The 25390-nt window shown below is 36.6% G+C and carries 26 protein-coding genes; 14 read left to right on the forward strand and 12 right to left on the reverse strand.

Annotation, left to right across the window (positions count from 1 at the left end; translation table 11 throughout):
- Positions 1–2: 2 nt before the first annotated feature.
- The 5 genes from FNW21_RS10495 to FNW21_RS10515 form a co-directional block, all read right to left on the reverse strand.
- A complete protein-coding gene (locus FNW21_RS10495) occupies positions 3–1367 on the reverse strand; it encodes a TolC family protein (RefSeq protein ID WP_144256698.1) in 1365 nt (454 codons plus the stop codon).
- A gap of 83 nt (positions 1368–1450) precedes the next feature.
- The gene (locus FNW21_RS10500; protein WP_144256699.1) at positions 1451–2566 is read right to left on the reverse strand and encodes an efflux RND transporter periplasmic adaptor subunit; all 1116 of its coding nucleotides are present in this window, start codon (positions 2564–2566) and stop codon (positions 1451–1453) included.
- Between the two features lie 55 nt (positions 2567–2621).
- Positions 2622–3884, reverse strand: coding sequence for an ABC transporter permease (locus FNW21_RS10505; RefSeq protein ID WP_144256700.1), 1263 nt, complete (start codon positions 3882–3884; stop codon positions 2622–2624).
- A gap of 2 nt (positions 3885–3886) precedes the next feature.
- A complete protein-coding gene (locus tag FNW21_RS10510) occupies positions 3887–5131 on the reverse strand; it encodes an ABC transporter permease (protein WP_144256701.1) in 1245 nt (414 codons plus the stop codon).
- On the reverse strand, positions 5124–5825 hold the full coding sequence (locus tag FNW21_RS10515; RefSeq protein ID WP_144256702.1) for an ABC transporter ATP-binding protein: 702 nt from the start codon (positions 5823–5825) through the stop codon (positions 5124–5126). Before FNW21_RS10515 ends, FNW21_RS10510 begins: the two co-directional genes overlap by 8 nt.
- A 173-nt stretch (positions 5826–5998) precedes the next feature.
- Here FNW21_RS10515 and FNW21_RS10520 point away from each other — a divergent pair, with 173 nt between their 5' ends.
- Entirely contained in the window at positions 5999–7399 is a 1401-nt protein-coding gene (locus tag FNW21_RS10520) for a DUF4403 family protein (protein ID WP_144256765.1), read from the forward strand.
- Between the two features lie 468 nt (positions 7400–7867).
- On the opposite strand, the gene FNW21_RS10525 is transcribed toward FNW21_RS10520, so the two are convergent.
- The 7 genes from FNW21_RS10525 to FNW21_RS10555 all read right to left on the reverse strand — a co-directional run bounded on the left by FNW21_RS10525 (position 7868) and on the right by FNW21_RS10555 (position 15329).
- Positions 7868–8368, reverse strand: a complete 501-nt coding sequence (locus FNW21_RS10525; protein WP_144256703.1) for an OmpH family outer membrane protein — start codon at positions 8366–8368, stop codon at positions 7868–7870.
- A 20-nt stretch (positions 8369–8388) separates the two neighbouring features.
- Positions 8389–9423 carry an OmpH family outer membrane protein gene (locus FNW21_RS10530; protein WP_144256704.1) on the reverse strand — a complete coding sequence of 345 codons (1035 nt, stop codon included), beginning with the start codon at positions 9421–9423 and terminating at the stop codon, positions 8389–8391.
- 35 nt (positions 9424–9458) lie between these two features.
- Positions 9459–12203, reverse strand: coding sequence for a BamA/OMP85 family outer membrane protein (locus FNW21_RS10535; protein WP_144256705.1), 2745 nt, complete (start codon positions 12201–12203; stop codon positions 9459–9461).
- Positions 12136–12876: an isoprenyl transferase gene (locus FNW21_RS10540; protein WP_144256706.1), complete on the reverse strand. Its 741-nt coding sequence runs from the start codon at positions 12874–12876 to the stop codon at positions 12136–12138. Before FNW21_RS10540 ends, FNW21_RS10535 begins: the two co-directional genes overlap by 68 nt.
- A 4-nt stretch (positions 12877–12880) precedes the next feature.
- Entirely contained in the window at positions 12881–13567 is a 687-nt protein-coding gene (gene porG / locus FNW21_RS10545) for a type IX secretion system protein PorG (protein WP_144256707.1), read from the reverse strand.
- 174 nt (positions 13568–13741) lie between these two features.
- The gene (locus FNW21_RS10550) at positions 13742–14626 is read right to left on the reverse strand and encodes an NAD kinase (protein WP_144256708.1); all 885 of its coding nucleotides are present in this window, start codon (positions 14624–14626) and stop codon (positions 13742–13744) included.
- Positions 14627–14669: 43 nt separating this feature from the next.
- Positions 14670–15329, reverse strand: coding sequence for a CBS domain-containing protein (locus FNW21_RS10555; protein WP_144256709.1), 660 nt, complete (start codon positions 15327–15329; stop codon positions 14670–14672).
- A 235-nt stretch (positions 15330–15564) separates the two neighbouring features.
- Here FNW21_RS10555 and FNW21_RS10560 point away from each other — a divergent pair, with 235 nt between their 5' ends.
- The 13 genes from FNW21_RS10560 to FNW21_RS10620 all read left to right on the forward strand — a co-directional run bounded on the left by FNW21_RS10560 (position 15565) and on the right by FNW21_RS10620 (position 25333).
- The gene (locus FNW21_RS10560) at positions 15565–16278 is read left to right on the forward strand and encodes a pyridoxine 5'-phosphate synthase (protein ID WP_144256710.1); all 714 of its coding nucleotides are present in this window, start codon (positions 15565–15567) and stop codon (positions 16276–16278) included.
- Between the two features lie 172 nt (positions 16279–16450).
- Entirely contained in the window at positions 16451–17212 is a 762-nt protein-coding gene (locus tag FNW21_RS10565) for an alpha/beta fold hydrolase (RefSeq protein WP_144256711.1), read from the forward strand.
- A 51-nt stretch (positions 17213–17263) separates the two neighbouring features.
- Positions 17264–17608, forward strand: coding sequence for a phage holin family protein (locus tag FNW21_RS10570; RefSeq protein WP_144256712.1), 345 nt, complete (start codon positions 17264–17266; stop codon positions 17606–17608).
- A 128-nt stretch (positions 17609–17736) separates the two neighbouring features.
- Positions 17737–18180, forward strand: coding sequence for a hypothetical protein (locus FNW21_RS10575; RefSeq protein WP_144256713.1), 444 nt, complete (start codon positions 17737–17739; stop codon positions 18178–18180).
- Positions 18181–18271: 91 nt separating this feature from the next.
- Entirely contained in the window at positions 18272–18628 is a 357-nt protein-coding gene (locus tag FNW21_RS10580; RefSeq protein WP_144256714.1) for a hypothetical protein, read from the forward strand.
- Between the two features lie 201 nt (positions 18629–18829).
- On the forward strand, positions 18830–19162 hold the full coding sequence (locus FNW21_RS10585; protein ID WP_144256715.1) for an ArsR/SmtB family transcription factor: 333 nt from the start codon (positions 18830–18832) through the stop codon (positions 19160–19162).
- 116 nt (positions 19163–19278) lie between these two features.
- The gene (locus FNW21_RS10590) at positions 19279–19749 is read left to right on the forward strand and encodes a DUF6428 family protein (protein WP_144256716.1); all 471 of its coding nucleotides are present in this window, start codon (positions 19279–19281) and stop codon (positions 19747–19749) included.
- 17 nt (positions 19750–19766) lie between these two features.
- Positions 19767–20399 carry an arsenate-mycothiol transferase ArsC gene (locus tag FNW21_RS10595; RefSeq protein WP_144256717.1) on the forward strand — a complete coding sequence of 211 codons (633 nt, stop codon included), beginning with the start codon at positions 19767–19769 and terminating at the stop codon, positions 20397–20399.
- A gap of 2 nt (positions 20400–20401) precedes the next feature.
- A complete protein-coding gene (gene arsB, locus FNW21_RS10600; RefSeq protein ID WP_144256718.1) occupies positions 20402–21472 on the forward strand; it encodes an ACR3 family arsenite efflux transporter in 1071 nt (356 codons plus the stop codon).
- A 33-nt stretch (positions 21473–21505) separates the two neighbouring features.
- Complete coding sequence (locus tag FNW21_RS10605; RefSeq protein ID WP_144256719.1) at positions 21506–22321, forward strand: MOSC domain-containing protein; 816 nt, start codon at positions 21506–21508, stop codon at positions 22319–22321.
- Between the two features lie 257 nt (positions 22322–22578).
- A complete protein-coding gene (locus FNW21_RS10610; RefSeq protein ID WP_144256720.1) occupies positions 22579–23904 on the forward strand; it encodes a trigger factor in 1326 nt (441 codons plus the stop codon).
- A gap of 298 nt (positions 23905–24202) precedes the next feature.
- The gene (gene clpP, locus FNW21_RS10615; protein WP_144256721.1) at positions 24203–24874 is read left to right on the forward strand and encodes an ATP-dependent Clp endopeptidase proteolytic subunit ClpP; all 672 of its coding nucleotides are present in this window, start codon (positions 24203–24205) and stop codon (positions 24872–24874) included.
- Between the two features lie 93 nt (positions 24875–24967).
- Complete coding sequence (locus FNW21_RS10620; protein WP_144256722.1) at positions 24968–25333, forward strand: four helix bundle protein; 366 nt, start codon at positions 24968–24970, stop codon at positions 25331–25333.
- Positions 25334–25390 lie beyond the last annotated feature (57 nt).

Raw genomic sequence — 25390 nt, forward strand, 5'->3', positions numbered from 1 at the left:
TATTAGTTTTTGATAATTGGTATTCCAAAATAGAATTCCAAGATTTTAATTTTAAAAATATAATCGTATTTGGTTCTAATTACTTCTGATTGTGCATTAGTAAGTAAGGTTTGCGATTGGTTGAAATCAAAGGAATTCATTAACCCAACGGCATACTTTTCTTTGGCATAATTGTAGGCTTCTTGTCTGGATTCTAGTGCTACAATCGATGATTCATGGGCGTTTAGTGCTCCTTTGGCATCGGTAAAAGCGGTGTATACATTGCGTTGTAAGTCGAGATTTTGTTGTTCCAGCGCAATTTTAGATTTCTCTAAACTTACTTTGGAGCGTTCTACATTATTTCTTGTTGAAAATCCGTTAAAAATAGGAATTGATAATTGTGCTCCAAAAGATTGTCCTTTATTGTCGCTAAATTGTGTCCAAAATGGTGGTGCTGGATTTGTTACAACCAGTCCGTTTGATACCGAAACAACATCGGCATAAGAAACACGACTGTTAAAGTTATAAAAGCCTTGTAAAGTTGGCTGAAAAGCTCCCTTGGCTATAGCTACATTTTTCTCGGCAATTTCTAAATTGGTTTTGGCAATTTTTAACTCTGTTCTGTTTTCTTTGGCTTTTTCATAAATGGCAGTTGGTGTTTGTGCCATAATATTATTTTCATCCTTGATATTGGTGTCGTCAATGACATCAAAATTGTCAAATTCTTTTAATTGTAACAATTGCGCCAAACTTAATTTGGATATCAACAAGGTGTTTTCGGCCGTGATTACATTTTGTTTGTTTGTTGCCACGGTTGCTTTTACATCCAGTAAATCACCACGGGGTATTGATCCTGCTTTTACTAATTCTTCGGAACGCTTGAATTGTTTTTCGTTTATGGCCAATTGTTCTTGTTGTACTTTTAAATTTTCTTTGTTAAAAAGTACTTGCAAAAAAGCATTGGCTACATTTAGCGCAACATCTTCTTGCATTTTTACCAATTGGTATTTGGCGGCAACAATAGAAAGATTGGCTTTGCGAAGCGTATTTTGGTTTTGCATGCCTTTGTAAATATCGACTCCTACAGAAGCACCTGCAGAGGTAAATTGTGTGGTTTGGTTGCGCAAAAGTCCCGTTGTAATGTCTTGATTCAAACCAATGTTCCAAGAGTGAGATGCATTAGCATTTACCGAAGGCAGAAAGTTACCTTTTGCACCTTTTTTATCAATCTCGGCTGTTTTGGTATCTAATTCCGATTGTTTGATCGAAATATTGTTTTGTATGGCGTATTTCACGCACTCTTCTAACGTCCAATTTTTGGTTTGCGCCTGAATTGAAAAGCTGGCAAGCAAAATAAAAGCGAGACTTACATAATTATTTTTCTTCATATACTTTGAATGAAAGTGCAGCAAAGCTACCACACAAATTTAACATTTTTTTTAAAACTATACTTCTTTTTAAGGGCATTCTTTTATGGTTTTGGTTCCTCTGTCTTTAGACCTTGATTCCAAACTTTTATTTTATCGGATGCTTTGATACCGCTTTTTATTTCGACATAAATGCCATCGCTAACGCCAAGTACCAGCTCTTTTCGAACAAATTTTTGAGGGCCAGTTGCAATCTCTACGTATGGTTTTTGTGTTTTTTTATCAAATTGAATTAAGGATTCTTTTAGTGCCAAAACGGCATCCGCTTTTTCGAGAATGATGGAGGCATTGGCACTCAAACCCGCCCGAATAAAAGTATCATCACGGTTGGTCAACGAGGCTTTGATTTCGAATTGGATGGCGCCATTTTCAGTTTTTCCTTTTGGGGCAATGTATTGCAATACGGCGTCAAATTTTTTGTTTTCGATGGCGCCTACCGTGATTTCGATTGGGAGTTTTTCTTTTATTTTCCCTACTTCGGATTCGTCAATTTTTCCAACAAATATCATTCGTCCCACATCTGCAACGCTTGCTATGGTTGTACCTTCATTAAAATTATTGCTTTCAATTACTTGGTTTCCTACTTTCACGGGAACGTCTAGTACCATTCCGTTTACTGTGGAACGAATTAGGGTATTGGCATAATTGCCAAGTCCTGATGTTGTTCCAGTTTTTACAATATCAAAACTTTGTTGGGATGCGGCATAATTTTGTTTTGCTTGTTTGTACGCCAGTTGGGCAGCATCAAAATCATTAGCAGAAATAACACCTTTGTCAAACAAGGTTTTTTGACGCTGAAATACTTTTTCTTGATTGTCTAATGCAATTTTGTTGGATTGAACCTGATTTTGAGAGTTACTCAAATTAGACACATTGGCGACCACTTTGATTTTGGCTATCAAATCTCCCGCCTTGATATTTTGCCCCGCTTTGATGTAGACTTCTTCAATTATTCCCGAGATATTAGGTTTTATGAGCACCTCTTCATCAGGGACGATGTTTCCGGTGGCAATGGTGTTTTTGATAATGGTCTTGGTTTCGGGTTTGTCTGTTTCAAAAACTACGGGTGATTCTTGGTTTTTGGCGTACAAATAGTATAAAGCACCAAAAAACACTAGTGCAATTACAATTAAAATAGTTATGGTTAGTCCTTTTTTCATAGTGTATTAGGTTAATCGATTGTTTTTTTTCTTTTATTTTCTTGTTTTTTACAATTTATTCGGTTCGTAAGGCGTCTACTGGTTTGATATTTATGGCGGTTTGTGCAGGGATAAATCCAGCCAATAAACCAGAACCAACCAAGATGAGAAGTGCCACAAAAACTACGGTTAAATCAACACTTGGATTGGCAAACATCATTCCCTCGCTGGGCATTGAGTCGAGTACAATATTGACAATTACCAGCACGCCTGTTGCTAGTGCAATGCCAAACATGCCTGCGATGATGGTCAAAAAGATAGCTTCGGATAGAATTTGGGATCGAATAGCTGCTGGAGTAGCTCCAATGGCGCGACGGATACCAACTTCCTTGGTGCGTTCCTTGACAACAATGAGCATGATATTCGAAATTCCAATGACGCCCGAAAGTAACACTAGTGTTCCTACAAAATAGGCGATGAATTTTAAAATCAAAAATAAATCTTGCACTTTACTAAATTCTTGGTACAAGTCGAAATTTCCTATGGCTCTATCATCATCGGGATGAATGCTGTGTCGGGCTTTCATTTCGTTGATAATTCCCGCTTTTAGTTTGGTTATCGACGCGTCGTCTTTGGCAGTAATAGCCATCCAACTTACCCTGTCGCCATAATTAAAGGCTTGTTGAAAAGTAGAAAAAGGCACAAAAATATTTTTTTGTTCCGACTCTGAATTGCCATTGTTTTGCTTGGAGTGGTAAATGCCTACCACCATAAAGTTGACACCATTTATTTTTACATAGGTTCCAATGGCTTCCTCGGCTTGGCTATACAATTCCGATAAAACGCCTTGGCCAATTACGGCTACTTTTCGTTTCAAAAGAATGTCTTGTTGGTTTACAAAACGTCCTTTTATAATGTCCATGGGTTGCTGCAAAATCAATTCTGGGTAATCGCCATAAATGGTATAAGCAGCAGTTTTAGTGCCTCTAACCACATTATTCGAACCTTCAAATCCTCCCAGTTGATTTCTAGGCGACACATATAATAAATCAGGGAAGTCTTGTTTTAAAGCATCAACATCGCTGTTTTTGAAATTGTAATCTCTAGTTTTAGGCAATCCTTTGTAGGGTTTTGAGGTGGTTTGCGTCCACATAAACATGGTGTTTGTAGCAATGCCATCAAAGCCTTTTTTTACGCCATTTTCTAAACCATTGCCAGCGGCGAGTAAAATAACTAAAATAAATATGCCCCAAAATACTCCAAACGCGGTCAGAATCGTTCGGAAAGTGTTGGCGGTAAGTGCCTCTAGAATTTCATTCCATTTGTCTCTATCAAACATAGTTATTCGTCTTTAAGTGCTACAATGGGTTTTATTTTTGCGGCTCGGTACGCTGGAAAAAATCCTGCAATTGCTCCTGCTAATACTAGCAAAACCAATGTGGTTAAAGCGACACCAAAATCAACCGATGGATTCAAGAAATAATCACTTTTTACTTGCGGGCCTACGAATTCTAATAGCAATAAACTCATAAGCAAACCCACAAACCCCGAAATAGAAGTGATGAAAATGGATTCTTGAAGTATCATTCCTATTATAGAAAGGGGAGAGGCACCAAGTGCTTTTCTAATTCCTATTTCTTTGGTTCGCTCCTTAACAATAATCAACATAATATTGCTCACGCCCACTACTCCAGCAATTATGGTACAAATACCTACCCACCAAAAAAACAATCGAATGTATAAATTCAAATCATAAAATTGTTTGGCATCTTGTATCGAATTGTGAACGCTAATGGCACTATCATCATCTGGAGCGACAATGTTTTTGCTTTTGAGTAATTGATTTAACTCGGTTGAAAATTTTGTCGATGCGGCTAATGCTTCTTCGTAAGTTGCTTTTTTATTTAAAATATAAAACAAATTACTAATCTTATCGCCACCGCCATACGCTTGTTGCGTGGTTGTTATGGGCAAATAAGCGCGGGTTTCTTCTCGCTCTCCTGCAGGATCTGTAAAGACTCCAATGACTTTAAAGTTGATGTTGTTGATGGTGATTTCTTCGCCCAATGCTTCCTTGTCCTTGAAGATGTCTTGTTTTATTTTAAGACCAATTACCGCCACTTTTTCGGTGTTTTTTAAATCATTGGCATTAATAAACCGCCCCTCAATGATGGTCACATTTTCGATAACGCCATAATCGGGATACACGCCTCGGTATTGATAATTTCCGGATTCTTTACCGTGTGAAATCAATCCATCCCAAAAATTATAAGTCGACGCTTTTTTGTCTAATTGATTGTCGAATTTTTGAATGCTAATGTCGTAATCGCTATTTCTAAACTGAATTTGTCTACCAGGATTCATTCCTTTGTATTCTTTGGTAGTCGTTCCAGACCACACTTCGATAATACCATCGGCATCGCGTTCAAATTGTTTTGCAATTCCGTTTTGAAGTCCTTTGCCAACGCCCAAAAGGATTACCAAAATAAAAATCCCAGATGCCACAGAAATTCCCGTGAGAAAGGTTCTCAACTTGTTCTTGGCAATTGCCTCGAATATTTCTTGCCATCGTTCTAGATTAAACATAAGTAGCGGCTCTTACTTGTTCTACTAATTTGTCATCAATGATTAATCCATCTTTTAAAACCACATTCCTTTTGCACATAGCCGCAATATCAGGTTCGTGGGTTACAATTAAAACGGTTTTTCCTTCGTCGTTAATGGCTTGAATTAATTCCATGACTTCATAAGAAGTTTTAGTGTCCAAAGCTCCAGTTGGCTCATCGGCTAATAACACTTTTGGGTTGGAAGCCATGGCTCTTGCAATGGCAACTCTTTGTTTTTGTCCGCCCGAAAGTTCGTTTGGCAAATGGTGCGAGTGCGATGCTAATCCTACTTTTTCGAGATAGGATAAGGCTATTTCGTTGCGCTCTTTTCTTTTAACTCCTTGATAATATAGTGGCATGGCTACATTGTCTAGCGCACTTTTGTAATTAATAAGATTGAAGGATTGGAAAACAAAACCTAAAAATTGGTTTCGGTATTTTGAGGCAATGGTTTCGTTAAGATTTTTGATAGCAAGATTATCCAAGGTGTAACTTCCGGAATCTGCTTCGTCCAAAATCCCGAGAATGTTCAATAAAGTCGATTTTCCAGAACCCGAAGAACCCATAATGGCCACCAATTCTCCTTCTTTGATGTTGAAATTAATTCCTTTTAGCACATGCAATTCGGAATTTCCCATTTTATAGGATTTATGGAGGTCTTTAATTGCAATCATAGTGTATTGATTTTGAAACAATAATAGTTATTTTGAATACCAAATTACGATAAGAAAACGTTAAAAAAGAGACTTTTTAAGTAATAAGACTTTATTGTGTTGAAAATGTTACAGTAGAATTCATAATAAAGTTTGTTTTGCTAATTTTACACTTTTAAAACAAAAACAAAATGATGAAATATTTTTCGGTACTACTAGTATTCGTACTATTTATTTTGATTGCTAGCTGCTCTACATCCAATAAAATAGGCACTTTAAAACCCGAACCCGATGATGCTAGCCCTTTGGTTTATGACAATGTGCCTTCCTATATTAATTTGCCCATAAGTGTGAAACTAAAAGATATTGAGAACCAAACCAACACTTTATTGAACGGATTGATTTATGAAGACGCCATTATTGAAGATGATGATATCGCCATGAAAGTTTGGAAACAAGCTCCAATTACCATTACTAACAACCAAGATGGCGAAAAAATTAAAACAGTTTTGCCTCTAAAAGTCTGGGTGAAATATAGAATTGGAACCAAAAAATTTGGCGTTTCTTTATACGATACGCACGAGTTTAATTTAAATGGAGTAGTAACTTTGGTAAGTGATGTTACTTTGACCAATTGGCGATTGAATACCAAAACAACTTTAAAAGCATTGGATTGGAACGAAAGTCCAACGATGCTTGTTTTAGGCAAAAATATGCCAATTACGTATGTGATTAATCCTGCGGTAAGTCTTTTTAGATCTAAAATCGAAAGAAAAATAGACGAAGCAATTGCAAAATCTATGGATTTTAAACCAAATGTTCTCGATGCATTAGAGAAAATTTGTACCCCGTTTGAAATGAGTGATACCTATTCTAGTTGGCTTCGCATTACGCCTTTGGAATTGTACACCACCAATGCCAAACTCAAAAACGATTCCTTCCTGCTGCAAATGGGAATGAAATGCACCATGGAAACTTTGATTGGTCAAAAGCCAGTTTCAAAATTTGATAAGACTAAAATTGTTCTCAAGCCCGTAACTCAAATCCCGGAACAAATTACGAGTACGATTGCTGCCGTTTCGACCTATCAAGAAGCTTCTAAAATAATGACTAAAAATTTTGTTGGACAAGAATTTGGTTCGGGAAGTAAAAAAGTCATGGTTCAAAATGTATCTATTTGGCACAAAGAGGGCAAAATGGTTATTGCTTTGGAGCTTCTAGGAAGTGTAAATGGAACTATTTATTTATCAGGGTTTCCGCAGTATAATGACAAAACCAAAGAGTTGTTTTTTGATAAATTAGATTATGTTTTGGATACTAAAAATAAGTTGATGCGCACCGCCAATTGGTTAGCACAAGGATTGATTTTGAAAAAAATGGAGGCCAGTTGTAGGTATTCTATCGCACCCAATTTAGAAGAAGGAAAAAACAGTATGAAGACATATTTGAATAATTATTCTCCTCTGCCAGGTGTGTTTGTAAACGGTAAAACAGAAACTATTGAGTTTCAAAAAGTGGTGTTGACTAATCAGGCGATTATTGCTTTTATTGCTGTAAAAGGAACGGTAAAAGTCTCGGTTGATGGTTTGAAATAACGAATGTTTTAGTATGTGGTTTTCAAATTATTATTGGTGGTTATAACAAATGATTGTTGTGATTTGTGACTGATATGGAATTGTAAATGAGCCAAACCTACGGTTCTTTTATGCTGGTTTGCATTGTTAAACTGGACTAAAGTCCAGCCCTACAAAATGTGCCGAACCTACGGTTCTTTTTGTGTAATGTTTGTTTTTGTTTAGAGCAATTGGTAGCACTAAGTAACAATTATAGTATGATGACGTATTTTAAAAATTAGAAAGAATTTGGTAAAAGATTTTTGAACTATTATTGACAATATTACTTCTTTTGACTTTACGACATTAAAACTTTCGACTAACTTATTTTGTTTGCTATTGGGATTGATGCGTTGGATACAGTAGTAAAATGGTATTCCTGATAGCGCAAAAAAAACTGCTGAATCCAAAATTTGGTTGAGCAGTTTTTTTATGTTGATTCGATTAATGCTAGAAACCTAAATCTTTTTTTACGTCTGCAGTCAAGTTTGGTCCATCAGCAAGTAATAAAGTAGATCCATCAAGAACGTATTGAAACCCTTTTGCTTTTCCAACTTTTTGGATAGAAAGTCTCACTTTTTCCATGATTGGTTTTACAATATCGGATTCTTTTTGTTGCAATTCTTTTTGAGCATTGTCTCTAAAATCAGTAATTCTTTTTTGCATGTCTTGCACTTCTTTAGAACGTTCTCCGTTTACCGCTTCGGTAACTGTAGTAGATTCTTTTTCGTATTGTGCCAATTTAGTTTGGTATTCTACCACCATTTTTTTATAATCGGCATCATAAGTAGTGCTTAATTTCTCTAATTGTTTTTGTGCTTCAAGCATGGCTGGCAATTTTGCCATAATATCACTTACATCGACATGAGCAGTTTTTGCTTGTGCATTCATTGTTTGGCTAGCTCCTAAAACAAGTAGTGCAGCAATTAATAAAGTTTTGATTTGTTTCATCGTTTTAAAATATTTAGTAATTAATTATTGTTTGTTTTTTCTTTTAATTGTTCTTCTTTTGCTTTTTTGATTGCTTCTCTATCTTCGAGTGTTTTCTTTCTTTTTTCTTCCAATGCTTGTTTACGCTCTTCAATTACTTTTTTGCGTTCTTCTAATGCGTTGGCTCTATCTTCGGCTTGTTTTGCTTTGGCTTCCGCATTGGCAATTTTGGCTTCTTCTATTGCTGGGTCTACTGTTTTGGTTACCGCTTCTTTGGCTCCATCAGTGGTTGTTTTTTGAGTTGTTGCAGAAACTGTGCCACTTTTTTTAGCTTCTCTATCGGCTTGCAACTGTAAACGTCGTTCTTCGTATTCTTTTTTCTTTTGCTCTTGAAGCAACAATCTATCAGCTATGATTTTATCTCGAGCTACTTTCTTGGCGTCTAATGCTTTTTGTCTTTCGGCCAAAATAGGATTCGCATCTATGGCATCTTCTTTACTTTCCTTGGCTTCCTCGGCGGCAAGTTGTTTCTTGGTTAATTCTTGTCTTTTTTCGGCTCGATTGATAACGCGCAACACTTGGTCGCTAATATCAAATCGTTTGGCTGCAAAAAGCATCGTGAAACTGGATGATTTATCAAATACAAAATCATATTTTTTTGCTTCGGCAATGTCTTGAACTGCTGTGAAAACTTGATCTTGAACGGGTTTTGCTAAACCTGCTTTTTGAATTATTAAATCACCATTGGCACCAAAACGTTTTTGTTGGTATTCCAGCATTTCGGTTTCAAGGAACTTAATTTCGGTTTCTCTTTCTTCAATAAGTTCTCGAGTCAATAATGCTTTTTCGGCTTTCAAAGCTTCCTTTAGGGTATTGATTTCATTTTGTTTGGTATCAATTTCTTGTTTCCATTTTTGAGCTTTTAGCTCTAATTGTGTTTTGGCCTCGGTATATTCGGGTACATTTTCTAGAATGTATTCCATATCAATATAGCCAACTCGTGTACTTTTTGTTTGCGCATGATTTGTATTCCATACAAAAAGCGCCAAAAATAGAAATAAAAATTGTTTTCTCATAACATTTTGTTTTAGAAAAATATAACAGATTTTTTTTAAAATTGTTGTCCAATGATAAAATGTGTTTCCCAACCATTTGGTTTACTGGTACCCGGTAAAGCATCAAATCCATAACCAAAATCAATCCCTAATAATCCGAATGCAGGCATAAATACTCGCAAACCAAATCCTGCCGAACGACTTAAATCAAATGGATTGTAGCTTTTGAAATTTGGATACGAAGATCCAGCTTCTAAAAACGTTAAGGCATATATCGATGCTGATGATTTTAGAGTTATAGGATAACGCAATTCCATAGAGAATTTATTGTATACCGTGGCTCCAATTTGCTCTCCGGCACTATTAACGGGAGTTAAGGAGTTGTTGGGGTATCCTCTTAATTGTATGGTTTCTCTTCCGTCCATAGAATAATTGGCTAATCCATCGCCACCAACATAAAAACGTTCAAAAGGAACTACTCCTCTGTCTTGATTGTAAGCTCCCAAGAATCCAAATTCAGTCAATGTTCGAAGTACTAATTTACCATAAATTTTGGTGTACCAATCGCCTTTGAATTTTATTTTATAATATTCTAGCCAATTAAATTTTTTCTGGTCTACTAATGCGGGGTCAGCAACGGCATCTTTGTAATCAGTAACACTATTAGGTGTTGGAGTCGTTGTACTTGGTATTGCTTCCAGATAATCACCGGCATTTACTTGTATGCCATTACTTCCTGTGTAAGTTGTGCCAGCGTACTTATATTTATACTCTTTTTTATCTCCCAATGTGGCGTAATCAACACCATTCATTAATGAATAGGGAGGTGTAACTTTGGCCGAAATACTAAATTCAGAGCCATAAGTTGGGAAAATAGGATTGAACCCTTTATTAGTATGGGTCAAGCCAATGGTGTACGATAAGTTACGAGAAGAACCGTTACCAAAGGTAAATAATCCAGTATTGTAATTGTTCAAATCGTAGTTTTGATAACTTACGGATTGTGATAAATACGTGTTGTCATCTGGCACCGTTAACCTTTTAGACAATCCTACAGATAAAGTCAAGATGTTAAAACTCTTACTTTTGTCCGCTTTACGAGTTACGTAATTGTTTAAAAACTGTTTGCTATAGGAAAGTGATGAACTGAATTGTACTGGTTTTTTTTGACCAAACCAAGGCTCTGCAAAGGAAACGCTATAGGTTTGAAAATAGGTGCTGGCTTGTAATCGCAAGGATACTTTTTGTCCATCACCCATTGGGAGCGGATGATACGATTCCTTATTAAATAAATTTCGAGCCGAAAAGTTATTAAATGACAATCCTAATGTTCCTATAAATCCACCACCGCCATAACCACCTTGTAGCTCTATTTGGCTGGCTCCTTTCTCGACAAGGTTGTATTCAATATCTACAGTTCCTGCTCCGGAATCTACATTTTTGAATTTTGGGTCTATTGCTTCTGGGTCAAAAAAGCCTAATTGTCCGATCTCCCGAATGGTGCGAACCAATTCTTCTTTGCTGTATTTTTCTCCTGGTTTGGTTCTTAATTCACGGTAAATTACACGGTCGTTAGTTTTATCATTTCCTACAACAGTAATTTTGTTGAAATAGGCAATGGGTCCTTCGGTAACTCTAATTTCAAAATCGATGGTATCATTAGCCGTTTTTACCTCTACAGCATTGATATTGGAAAACAAATACCCATTATTTTGGTATAAATTGGTAATGTCCTCGCCATCAGGTTTTGATTTATCGGCGATTCTTTTTTCCAAAAGGACACCATTATAAACATCTCCTTTTTTTACACCCAAAGCTCTGGTTAATCCTTGATCCGAATAAACAGTATTTCCTAAAAATTTGATGTTTCCAAAATAATATTTATTACCCTCTTCTACATTTATTTTTATATCCAGACCGTTTTTTTCCTTATTGTACCAAACAGAATCCGAGAGTATTCGGGCATCACGATATCCTTTTTCTTTATAGGCGGCGATTACTTTTTCTAAATCGGTTTTGTATTTGGCATTTATGAATTTTGAGGCTTTTAATACTCGGGTGAATTTCTTTTGTTTGGTGTCTTTCATGGCACTTTTCAATGCCTTGTCCGAAAGTTTGGTGTTGCCAACAAAATCAATGGAATTAATTTTAATTTTTTCGCCTTTATCAATTTTTACCACCATGTTTACTTGGTTGACCGTTGAAGTGTCAATTACCGTGTTCAGGGTAACTTTGGTGTTGTAAAAACCTTCTTTTTTGTATTTGTTTTCGATGTAGTTTTTGGTCGTAGTAATTAAGTTTTCGTTGACAATTTTACCTTTGGTTAGGTTGTTGTCTTTTATTAAACCTTCGGTTTTATTTTTTTTGATGCCTACAAATTTTACCTCATTAAGTTTGGGTAACTCATCGATATTTAAGTCGAGATAAACGCTGTCATTTTCGATTTTGTTTACATAAAAGGAAATTTCGTCAAAGAGTCCTAGCTTTCCTAATTTTTTAATAGCGCTACTAATTTCTTCCCCTGGAATGGTTATTTCTTGTCCTTTTTGAAGTCCCGAAAAGGTAACAACGGTTTGTTTATTGAAACTGATTTTGCCAATCACATCTACTTTGGCTAGAATGTATTTTTTTCCTTGGTCAAAAGGAACTCGGTCTTGTGCCTTTAATTGTGAAAAACTTCCAAAAATGAGTAGGGTAAGGGCTATTTTTATACTTTTATGTAACACTAAAAAATTATTTAATTTGTTCACTTGTTTTTCCAAATCTGCGTTCTCTTTTTTGATAACTAAGGATAGCCTCATATAAATCTTGGTCTTTAAAGTCGGGCCACAAGATATCCGTAAAATATAATTCGGCATAAGCAATTTGCCATAACAAAAAATTACTTATTCTATGTTCTCCGCTAGTTCGTATTAATAAATCTACCTCTGGTAAATTTTGCGTGTAAAGATGCTCATTTATAATTGAATCGTCAATACTGTCTATTGAAATTATATTATTTTTAACTTTATCACTTATGATTTTAACGGCATTTACAATTTCCTCCCTAGAACCGTAGCTTAACGCCAATGTCAAGGTCATTCGATTGTTGTTTTGGGTTAGATTCATTACTTCCCGCAGTTGTTTTTGGGCAGTTTTGGGTAGAAGATCTAAATTGCCAATAGCATTTAGCTTGATGTTATTTTCTTGGAGCGTAACGAGTTCTTTTTTTAGTGCATTTATCAAAACACGCATTAAGGTTTCGACTTCTAGTTTGGGTCTGTTCCAGTTTTCGGTAGAAAAAGCATACAAGGTCAAGCATTCAATACCTAATAATGCGCTGGCTTCGATTATTTTTTTTACTGATTTGGTGCCGCTTTCATGACCAAATGCTCTCAAGAAGCCTTGTTTTTTTGCCCAACGCCCATTTCCATCCATGATAATGGCTAAATGTTTGGGTAAATTTGTCTTGTCTATTTTTTCAAGTAAATTCATATTGTTAATCTTGGCAATAACACGGTTTATTGCCAAAGGTATAAGTTAAAGTGAGACCAGTGAATACATACCAGTCATTATTATTAATATTTCCAAATTGTAACGGTTTTAAGTTCTCGTTTTTAGGATTGCTTCCGTCTAAATTGTCAATCAACGTATATCTTGCACCAGCTTCTATACCTAGTATAAAATGAGGTGTGATATTTGATTTTATACCTACAATCATTGGGATAGCAAAGGAGCTTGCGCTTTTATCTTTTTGCGTTTGGCCAGATAAATCAACATACAACTCGTCATATCTAAAGTAGCTTACTCCGGAATAGACATAAGGTGTTACTTTGTTTCTAGAATCGTGTAAATTGAAATCAAAAAAATTGAATTCTAATCCTGCGGATAGTTCTTTGACGCTATTTTTAAATTGAAATCCTCTTTGTTTTCGGCTTCCTTCTTTTGAATCTGAATCATTAGCTGAAAGTGTAGATTGCGTGTACGAAAAGCGATACGAATGACGGGGGCTTTTATTCCATTTGTATAAAATTCCAAAAGCGGGTTCGTTTGGATCAATATAAGTCGTTGATCCTACGTCGCCTACATAATTACTGCCTCCCAAAAAAACACCAATCTCGTGTATTTGAGCTTGAAGGGTTATAGCAGTGAAAAACAGCAAAAACAAATAAAAATATTTAGTCATAAAATTAAAAATTGCGTGCAAATATAATAATTATCAATTCGATTCAATACTCCTATTCCTAAATGTATGTTTTTTTGATACATACGTTTATATATAGGGATTAAATTGTCGTTTTGTAAAATCCTAAACGTCAAAAGGTAGGGGTATAGTATGCCGCAGTTTTAAAATAACCGTTTAATTACGTCGGTCTTCGCCCCAAAGCAATTTGGTTCGAAGTGTTTTTAAGAAGGTTTCGCCGGGGATTTCGACCATGTTGATTTCAAAAGGAGTTTTGGTAATCGTCAATATCGACTCGTTTTTGACCGATGCAATTCGGGAATCGAGTGAAACTAGGTGCTGTTCCTCTCGTCCGCTTACTTTTAGCCTTATTTCAGTATCGTCCGAAATTACTAATGGTCTGGCATTGAGGTTGTGTGGAGCGATAGGAGTAATGACTAGACTTTTTACATCGGGAGTCAAAATGGGACCGCCACAACTTAACGAATAGCCTGTTGTTCCCGTTGGTGTGGCTATAATAAGACCGTCTGCCCAATAGGAATTCAAAAACTCGTTGTTCAAATAGGTTTCTATTGTAATCATAGAAGTCGAATCCTTCCTGCTTACGGTAATTTCGTTTAACGCAAAATTGAGACTTTCGATACTTTCATTTTCTTCAGAACAAGTCAAGCTCAAAAGCGTTCGTTTTGAAATAGTGTATTTTTTGTCGATTACAATTTGCATAAAGGCAGCAATATTTTCTTTTTGAACCGTTGCCAAAAAGCCCAATCGTCCGGCATTGATCCCCAGAATAGGAACGCCCGAATCCCGAACCAAAGTCACCGCTCGCAACATCGTGCCGTCGCCGCCTATGCTGATGAGCATGTCAAAACTGCTGTCCAGTTCCGTATGCGATGTAAATGTTTTGTATTCTTTTTGAACGATTTTCTTTTCGTATAACATTTCTAGAAAATCCGATTCAATAGCCATTTCGACATTGTTTTTATTAAAAAAAACAAAAATATCTTTAATAATAGGTTCGGTGCTTACGAGGTAATATTGACCATATATGGCTACTTTCATAGTTTTTTTATTTTTTTATTCGTTTTCAAACCAACTAATAAATCTATATATTAAGGTACTTGTCTAAATATTCCGAACGTTCTTTTAAATTATTGATGTAGTTATCCTCCTGATGTTCTGAAATGATTTCGTAGTTGTATCTTCTAAAAGTTTGAATAATTTCATTCATTGGTCCCAAGCTAATTTTCACAGTGACTTGCACCGTTTGCACCGTAGCATCCGAAATAAATAAACCCAATACTTTGCCATTATTGCTTTCGACAATCTGGGTTATTTGGCTCATCGAATAATCCAAAACTTCTTTTTGAACCACCATAATACCGCCTTGTTCTTTCAAAAATGGTGTTTCATGAAAAAATTTGATGATGTCTTCCATTTCATAATAGCCCACGTAGTCGTTGTTGTCGTCTAAAACGGGAACTAGATTCGTATGGTTTTTGGCAAATACCTCTAAAACATCCAGCCAAATCATAGTCGTTCTGGCAAAAAAATGTTCCAAGGTATACCTGTAATCAGCTACTTTTTTGTCGTAATCAAAGGTTTCTAAATCATCGCCAATAAGGCTGCCAATATACACACCGTCTTCAATAACAGGGAAATGTGAAAAATTAATTTCCTCAAAAAACCCTTGCGCAGCCGCAATGGTTTCTTGGCTATCTATTGCTTTATAATCATTGGTAATATAGTTGGCAATTTCGGTCATAAATCAGGTTGGAATATTTCCTGCAAAATAATCAAAAAAAGGTAAAAACTCCTAGATTTTACTTTGTATTTTTGTGAAATTTTGGTAGTGTGTTGCAGGGGAAAAGTTAGTGGTTAAGAGTTGAAACGTGAGGTAGTAAATAACCAAAAACGCAACCCATAATACCTAACCAAAAACCGACAACCCATAAATTAAAACCACAGCACAAAATATAACCCACAACATACTAACAGCAATGACAAAATTAAGTGTTAACATCAACAAAATAGCCACGTTGCGCAATGCACGAGGCGGCAATGTGCCAGATTTATTACTAGTTGCTGCGGATATTCAGCGATTTGGTGGGCAAGGAATCACCATACATCCCCGACCTGACGAGCGCCACATTCGCTACCAAGATGCCCGAGATTTAAAAGACGTTGTGCACACGGAATACAATATCGAAGGCAATCCCGAAGGCTCTTTCATCGATTTGGTACTCCAAATAAAACCCACACAAGTTACCTTGGTTCCTGATGCAATAGACGCAATCACCTCAAACGCTGGTTGGGACACCCTAAAACACGCCAGTTATTTGACCGAAATGGTGCAGGAATTCCAACGCAACGGAATCCGAACTTCTATTTTTGTCGATCCTGTACTCGAAATGATTGAAGGTGCTAAAAAAATTGGAACCGAGCGAATCGAATTGTACACCGAAGCCTTTGCGCACCAATACGGTTTGGGCAACAAAAACGGAATAGATCCCTACGTGACTGCCGCAGTCTTGGCAAACGAATTGGATTTAGGAATCAATGCGGGACACGATTTAAGTCTGGACAACATTCAGTTTTTTAAACAAAATATCCCAGGATTATTGGAGGTTTCCATAGGTCACGCCCTAATTTCCGAAGCAATTTACCTCGGTTTAGACAATGTCGTGAATATGTACTTGCATAAACTGAAATAAAATAATTGGGGCGTGACCCTCCCAAAAAGGTCGGGTCGGGCTAAACGTTCCCGCTTTTTTATTACCTACCCTGTCAGGGTTTTGAACCCTGACAGGGTAGGTAATAAAAAGAGCTCCACTACTATCCCTCACGCAAGCCACCATTACAACCCAATAAATAGCTACAATCACAATGCTCTACTCAAAAATTGAAGGTTCGGGGAAGCCGCTTTTAATTCTCCACGGTTTTTTAGGAATGTCTGATAACTGGAAAACATTAGGCGTACAATTTGCCTCCACAGGTTTTCAGGTTCACCTGCTCGATTTGCGCAATCACGGGCGTAGTTTCCACTCGGAGGCGTTTAGTTATGCGCTTATGGTGCAGGATGTGGTAGCGTATTGCCAAGCCCAAAATTTGAATACCATCAGCATCATTGGGCATTCTATGGGCGGAAAAGTAGCCATGCTCTTGGCAACATCGCATCCTGATTTGGTCGAAAAATTGATAGTTGCCGATATTGGTCCCAAGTATTACGCATCGCACCATCAGGCAATTTTGGCGGGATTGAATGCGGTTGATTTTGCTCAAAAACCATCTCGTGTCGATGTCGAAACCATTTTAACTGCCTATATTCCTGATTTTGGAACGCGTCAATTCTTGATGAAAAGTTTGTATTGGCAAGAGCCGGGGCAATTGGGTTTTCGGTTTAATCTTGCGGTTTTCAACACCAATAGCAGCGCCATTGGAGTAGCCTTGCCCGAAGGTTTTGTTTTTAATAAACCCACCCTTTTTATCCGAGGTGGAAATTCCGATTACATTCTAGATTCCGATTTTCAAACTATAAAGCAGCATTTTCCTGCCGCGCTACTAGAAACCATTCCCAGCGCAGGTCATTGGCTTCATGCCGAAAATCCCGCTTTATTTTTTGAACTCGCAATTTCTTTTTTGAGTTAGAAACAGAATCGTTTTTTTAGTACTTTTAGTAAAAATTTTAAAATTCATATTATGAAATTACTCATTAGAATTCTGATTACTGCAGGTTTAGTTTTGCTTATTTCAAACGTTATGTCCGGAGTTCATGTTGCCAGTTTTACAACATCAATTATTGTAGCTGTTGTTTTGGGACTGCTCAAAGTATTTGTAAAACCCATCATGGTGATACTTACTTTCCCAATAACACTTTTAACATTAGGCTTTTTTCTATTGATTATCAACGCAATTGTAATCCTTATTTGTACCAAAATTGTGGGTGGATTTTCGGTCGATTCCCTTTGGACAGCCCTATTGTTTAGTATTGCATTATCCATTTTAGAATCGATTGCTTATAAAATAACGGGTAGCGATAATTAAGTTAGGGGTTTAAATTAGGATTTGTAGATTTAAAAATTTCTGGGATTAGTGAGGCATGCTAACGTTAGGGGTAATACGTCCAAAAAATGATAGAATTTAAGCATCTAAAGTTTTTTAAAAAGTAATAAATGGAAAACATAAATTTCATTAAATCAACACTTAAATTTTCAATACTTGGTCTTTTTATTCCTGGATTTACAGCAGTTGCTTTACTTGGAATTCAAATGTTGTTAAGTGCTTTTGGAATAGAATGTACAGTGTCTTGGAAAATAATTTGGACTATAACAACAATTTTGGGAATAAGCTTGCCTTTTATTTTTGCAAATTATATTACTAATATTACTGATGAAAAGCTAAAAAAGGTAAAGTCAAAATTTACAATATTTAACTTAGTGGAGTATGTTTGTATTCAATCAAGTCTTGGATGCTATTTTTCAAGTAGCAATACATTATGTTATGTAAGTGATGGGCAAAATGGACTAGAATTAGTCTTCACTGCTTGGTTAGCAATACCAATTTTAATACTATTAAGTTTTGTATTTAAAGAAACTATTAGCTACACCGAAGAATAGACGAATTGAAAGTAATACCGTTAATAAACGCTACAACGGATTTAAGTAATTGCTTTAATGGGGAGTTTGTGCAACTTTAAAAACAACTATTATGAAATTGATATATTTCACTTCAATTATACTTTTTTCTACAATTTTAAATGCTCAAGTAAAAATTTTATTGAAAAATAATACAGGAGAAAGGATTGATTCTCTTACAGTTGAAAATATTTTTTTGGGGACAATAGAAAAAGATTCAACAAAAACCGTAAGTTTTCAGAGCATTAGTTGTGATAGTGGAAATCCAATAATTGCTCTTTCAGGTAATATTGGTCTTAAAAAGTATAAAAAAGAAAACTTTCTTTTTTGTGGAACTTTCCTGAAGACCGTTACTGAAGCTGAATATAAAAGGAATATTATTTTACTTCCTATTAATGGAAACAATATTTTAATAGCCAGCGAAAAATAAATGCTACTCAACGGCTAAAGTTTCGTTCGCATCATAAACAATGAAACTTCCGTTAAACGGAATCGGATTTCCAGCCTTTAGGAGTTATCGAAAAAAATTGGCAGATTGGAAAACAAGACAAACTCTTTACTTTAAAAAAAACTAGCAATAGCTTTTTTTATTTAAAATCATATCGTAATATTGCAATATAATAATATTGCTATGGGAATTACAAAAACGGAACATTTTACAGACGAGCAAAATCAATTGGCGGTTCTCGCCAAAGCACTTGGACATCCCGCCCGAATTGCCATTCTGGAGTATTTATTGAAAGTGAATACCTGTATTTGCGGCGATATTGTGTCGGAATTGCCATTGGCGCAGCCTACTGTCTCGCAACACCTCAAAGAGTTGAAAAATGCGGGATTAATTAAGGGAAGCATTGAGGGCAACAGCATTTGCTACTGCATTAACGAAGTGGGTTTCGAAAAAATTAAAAGCTTTTTTCAGGAAATCACCAATCATTTAGAGAAAAAGAAAACGCAATGTTGTTAATTTTCGTTAGGACTAAAACGACAAATTGTTTTTGCATTTCCAATTTAAAAAATCAGTTTTAGCAACCTTGCTTTGGTAGCATTTCGAGTTGCTTATTAATTTTAAATACCTAAAAAATGAAACTATCACAAATTAAATCGATTTTAAAAACTGTAGCAACGGTACAGTTTACATTGCCCAATGGTAGCGCAGTTCCAGAACATTTTCATGTTACCGAAGTGGGTTTGATTACCAAAAAATTCATTGATTGTGGCGGAACGCTTCGGGAAGAAGTGGTGGTTAATTTTCAGTTGTGGGATGCCAATGATTGGGAACACCGCTTGAAACCTCAAAAATTGCTTGACATAATCGAGTTATCCGAAAAAGTGATAGGCATAGGCGATCACGAGATTGAGGTCGAGTACCAAGACACGACCATAGGGAAATACGATTTGGATTTTGATGGAAATACCTTTCTTTTGGTCAACAAAAAAACCGCTTGTTTGGCTCTAAATCAGTGCGGTATTCCAGCGCAAAAGCCCAACGTAATTCTATCCGAGATAAAAAATCAATCGAACAGTTGCACTCCTGGCGGAGGCTGTTGCTAATTTATAAATACCATCCAATGCAAGTAATCCAATCAACGATTTTTCCAGAAATACAAGAAACCATTCGCACATTTAATTTTGAAACGATTCCCGCAACGCGCCAACTCGTTTTGCAGCCACTTGTTGCTTACATTCAAGATAAAGTCAGTCAGCAACTCCCAGTGCGACTCAATTTAATTTGTACGCACAATTCGCGACGCAGTCATTTGTCGCAAGTTTGGGCACAAACGGCGGCTGCTTATTATGGTATTCCAAGCGTATTTTGCTATTCGGGCGGTACCGAGGCTACGGCACTATTTCCAGTTGCGGCACAAACACTTGCGCAACAAGGCTTTCAAATAAAAATAATAGCGCAAGGCAACAATCCTATTTATGCCATTAAATACGATAAAAATGAGCCAGCTGTATTGGGTTTTTCCAAGACATTTGAGGACGATTTTAATCCGCAAAGTGAGTTCGCTGCTATCATGACGTGTTCCAATGCTGATGTGGGTTGTCCCTTTATAGCAGGTGCCGATAAACGAATTCCCATTACTTATGATGATCCAAAAGCCTTTGACAACACCCCACAACAAGCCGAAAAGTACCAAGAAAGAAGCATTCAAATTGCTACCGAATTGTTTTATGTTTTTTCACAAATAAAAAAATAATCATGTCAGCAACAAATTGTGCTCCAGTTGTGGAACGAAAAAAACTAGGTTTTTTAGATCGAAATTTAACGCTTTGGATATTTTTGGCCATGGCAATTGGGGTTGCTATTGGGTATTTTATGCCGTCAAGTAGCGGTTTTATCAATTCCTTTTCGAGCGGAACTACGAATATTCCGTTGGCGATAGGACTTATTTTGATGATGTATCCACCACTGGCAAAAGTCGATTACGGCAAAATGGGCGAAGTGTTCCAAAACACAAAAGTATTGGGTGCTTCCTTGTTTTTGAACTGGATCATTGGGCCTATTTTGATGTTTGCTTTGGCTTTACTTTTCTTGAACGGCTATCCAGAGTATATGATTGGTGTGATTTTAATAGGGTTGGCGCGATGTATTGCCATGGTGGTCGTTTGGAATGATTTGGCCGATGGGAATCGGGAATATGCTGCGGGCTTAATCGCTTTGAACAGTATTTTTCAGTTGCTATTGTACAGCGTTTATGCATATATTTTCATTACCGTTTTGCCTCCGTATTTTGGTTACAAAGGTTTTGCCGTAGCCATTAGTATTGCTCAAATTGCACAAAGTGTGGGTGTTTATTTAGGAATTCCTTTTGCACTTGGAATTATCAGTAGGTATGTTTTGATTGCTTGGAAAGGAGCGACTTGGTTTCAAACTAAATATGTGCCTTTTATATCGCCTATAACGCTGATTTCGTTATTGTTTACCATTGTACTGATGTTTAGTTTAAAAGGCAAATTGATTGTTCAAATCCCAATGGATGTGGTTCGGATTGCGATTCCTTTAGTGATTTATTTCACGATTATGTTTGTGATTAGTTTTTTTATAGGCAAGTATTTTGGTGCCGATTATTCCAAGGCTACTGCCATTGCATTTACTGCTACTGGAAATAATTTTGAATTGGCGATTGCCGTCGCTATTGGTGTTTTTGGAATCAATAGCGGTCAAGCGTTTGCAGGAGTGATAGGACCTTTGGTCGAAGTTCCAGCTTTGATTGCGCTGGTGAATGTGGCTTTTTGGTTCCGAAAAAAATATTTTCAAGCCACCAACTAATTCCTTTTTGGTATTTTTGAAAAAAAATAAGGCATGATACAACTTTCTCAAATTTGGATTTATCCTATAAAATCGTTGGGAGGCATTTCGTTGCAGGAGTCCAAAGTCACAGATCGCGGACTGGAATTGGATCGCCGTTGGTTACTTGTGGATGGTAACAGCCGTTTTTTGTCACAAAGAGAATACCCCAAATTAGCGCTTTTTCAACCCGAGATTGCTGGTGATTTCTTGCAGGTTATTGATCGAGAACAAGGCGATTCTATTGCGTTTTTGCACCATCCCATTGCTTTAGAAAATAAAACAGAAGTTACCGTTTGGGACGATTCCATTGTGGCTTTTGAGGTAAGCAGCAGTATTTCGAGCTGGTTTACCCAAAAACTAGGTTTTCCTACTCGATTGGTCTACATGCCCCACGAAAGCAGGCGGTTGGTAGCGCCCGAATATGCTGTTGCTCCTAGTGCTATTAATTCCTTTTCGGATGGGTATCCGTTTTTACTCATTGGGCAATCGGCGCTAGATGATTTGAATGCACGATTGGCAAATCCTGTTCCTATGAATCGGTTTCGACCTAATTTTGTGATGACGAACACAGTCGCTTTTGAGGAGGAATCGTGGCGCGAGTTTCGGATTGGTAGTGTTGATTTTGTAGGGGTAAAGCCTTGCGAGCGTTGCATCATGACCACCGTTGACCAAGAAAAAGGAACCCTTTCAGGAAAAGATCCCTTGAAAACCTTGGCCACGTATCGAAAGTTTGAAAACAAAGTATTGTTTGGTCAAAATGCAATTGGTTTGGGGTTAGGTACGGTTGTCGTTGGGGATGTTTGTACTGTTTTTGGGCAACGGGAGTAGCGTGAAGGATGGCAGTGGAGCTCTTTTTTTGACTACCCTGTCAGGGTTCATAACCCTGACAGGGTAGTCAAAAAAAAGCGGGAACGTACTGCCTGACCCGAAGTTTTTACGAAGGGTCACGCCCAAAATGAGTTTCTTATTGTGCTTTGGGTTAGGACGAAGAATGGTCTAAAATTCAATGTGGTAAAATACTTGTTTGGGTTGCAAAAAATTCTTAATTTTGCCACCCAATTTTATAATGTAAAATAACGAAGAAGATGGATATCAAAAGAGTAGCAATAGACGCTGTGAATGAAACGATTGTAATGACTGTTGTTCACATGGATTACAAAGGACAAGTAGCTAAAAGAATTAACGAAAAAATGCCTTTGGCAACTGTAAAAGGATTTAGAAAAGGCGCTGTGCCCAAAGATCTTGTTGCTAAACAATACGGTAAAGGGATTAAGCAAGAGGAAGTAAAAAAGGTAGTTGACTTGGCCTTGGAGCGTTTTGTGCAATCAGAGCGTTTGAACCTTTTGGGAACGCCGCTTCCTAAAGTAAATGACAACTTTGACTGGGATGCCGAGGAGTTGACTTTTGAATATGAAATAGGTTTAGTGCCAAGTTTTGAATTGAATCTTGAAGCCGAAAACAACATTGTGAAATATGTAGTTACTGCCGATGATAAGTTAATTGACGGTCAAGTGGAACGCATCCAAAAACAATTTGGGAAAGCAATTCCGCAAGAAGCTGTGGTTGCTGACTCGGATATTACTGGAACTTTTGCTAACGAAGCCGAAGGAATTACTAATACCACAACAATTGCATTGTCCATTTTTAAAGACAAAGCGACTGCAGATGCTTTTATTGGCAAGCAAGTAGGTGATGTGGTTACCGTTAACACAAAAGGATTGTTCGAGGATGATCACCAATTGATGGATTACCTAAAAGTAGGACACGACAATGTTCATGGTCTAGAAGTGGATGTAACGTTTACCATCGAGCAAATCAACGGTGCCGAAGCGGCTGAATTGAACCAAGATTTATTCGATAAACTTTTTGGAGCTGGAACGGTAGCGACTCTTGAGGAGTTGAAAGCAAAAATCAAGGAAGATGCCGAATCGCAATTTGCACAACAAGCAGACCAAAAATTATTGGCTGATGTACAAGACTTTTTGATAGAAAGCACCAAATTTGATTTGCCTGCCGCATTCTTAAAAAAATGGTTGCAAACGGTTGGTGAAAAACAATTGACTCCCGAAGAAGCCGAAATAGAATATGCACGTTCCGAAAGAGGATTGCGTTTTCAATTAATCGAAGGTTTGGCGATGGCGCAAAGCAACATCAAAATCACTTTTGAAGATTTGAAAACATTTACAGCCAAAAATATCCGTCAGCAAATGGCACAATTTGGGCAAACCAATCCTACTGACGCCGAAGTTCAAGGAATTGTAGCAAGAGTGTTGTCGAACCAAGATGAAGTAAAAAAATTATCGGATCAAGTTGTTGGTGAGAAATTATTGGAAATGTTCAAAGAAAAAGCAAATCCAACCACCAAAGAAGTAACTTACGACCAATTTATTGCAGCTTCTTACGGAGAATAAACGGAGTCATAAAGTCATAACGTCGAAAGTCTTAATGCCAAGTGCGAAAAGTCAAGAGTTAAAATTTATGATTTTATTACAAATGCAAAACAATAAAAAATAGTTATATTTGAGCGTCAGAAAAATATTTTTTTGACGCTCTTTTGTTTAAAAATTTCAGGTTTCAAATGCAATAGCTTGATTTTTTTTTAACTTACAAAACAAGACAAATTGGCATCATTTACACAAAGGTATGAACTTTGCCTTGTGGTTAAGTGATTTTCGGACTTTAGACTTTCAAACTTTTAAACATAAAAAAATGAACTACGGTAAAGAATTTAAAAAATTTGCTACAAAGCACCAAGGAGTAAATGCCATGTATTACGATAAAATCGTTGCGGCAATGAATCCTACTAATATGACACCTTATATTATAGAAGAACGTCAGTTGAATATTTCGCAATTGGACGTTTTTTCGAGATTAATGATGGACAGGATTATTTTCCTAGGAACCGGAATTGACGATCAAATTGCTAATATTGTTCAAGCGCAATTGTTGTTTCTAGAAAGCGCTGATGCGTCCAAGGACATTCAGATTTATTTGAATTCTCCAGGCGGAAGCGTATATGCAGGATTGGGAATTTATGACACGATGCAATATATCAAACCAGATGTGGCAACTATTTGTACGGGAATGGCAGCTTCTATGGGAGCGGTATTGTTGTGTGCAGGAGCTGCAGGAAAACGTTCGGCTTTGCCACATTCCCGTGTAATGATTCACCAGCCATCAGGCGGCGCACAAGGCGTAGCAACGGATATGGAAATCAATTTGCGTGAAATGTTGAAACTAAAAGACGAATTGTATACCATTATTTCGCACCATTCTGGACAAACATTTGATAAAGTGCACAAAGATTCCGAGCGCGATTATTGGATGATTGCCGATGAAGCCAAAGAATACGGAATGATTGATGAAGTTTTAAGAAGATAAATTTGTCGAAAGTTTTAACGTCAAAAGTCTGAATGTCGAGTGCTGAAAGATTTAGATACTTGACATTCAGACTTTTGATATTTGGCTAAAGATATGGGAAAATTTAATTCTTTTGAGGAAATTAACTCTTGGCAAAAAGCGAGGGTTTTCAATAAAAAAATTTATAGAATTACAGATAATGTAAATTTCAAGAAAGATTTTGATTTTGTTAGACAAATTAGACGAGCATCCGTATCTGTAACTTCCAATATAGCCGAAGGTTTTGAAAGAAATACAGACAAAGAATTTGTGTATTTCTTATTTGTAGCCAAAGCTTCAGCAGGGGAAGTTAGATCTCAATTATATTTAGCATTCGATTTAGAATATATTACACAACAAGAATTGGAGGATTTACTTATTGAAATTACCAATATATCAAAATTATTAAGTGGTTTTATAAAGTATTTACAAAAGTCATAATGGTTCGTAAAAAATATTTTCTACAAATATTTTTGACTTTAGACATTTGACATTAAG

Source organism: Flavobacterium restrictum (genome assembly GCF_007097245.1).
GTDB lineage: Bacteria > Bacteroidota > Bacteroidia > Flavobacteriales > Flavobacteriaceae > Flavobacterium > Flavobacterium restrictum.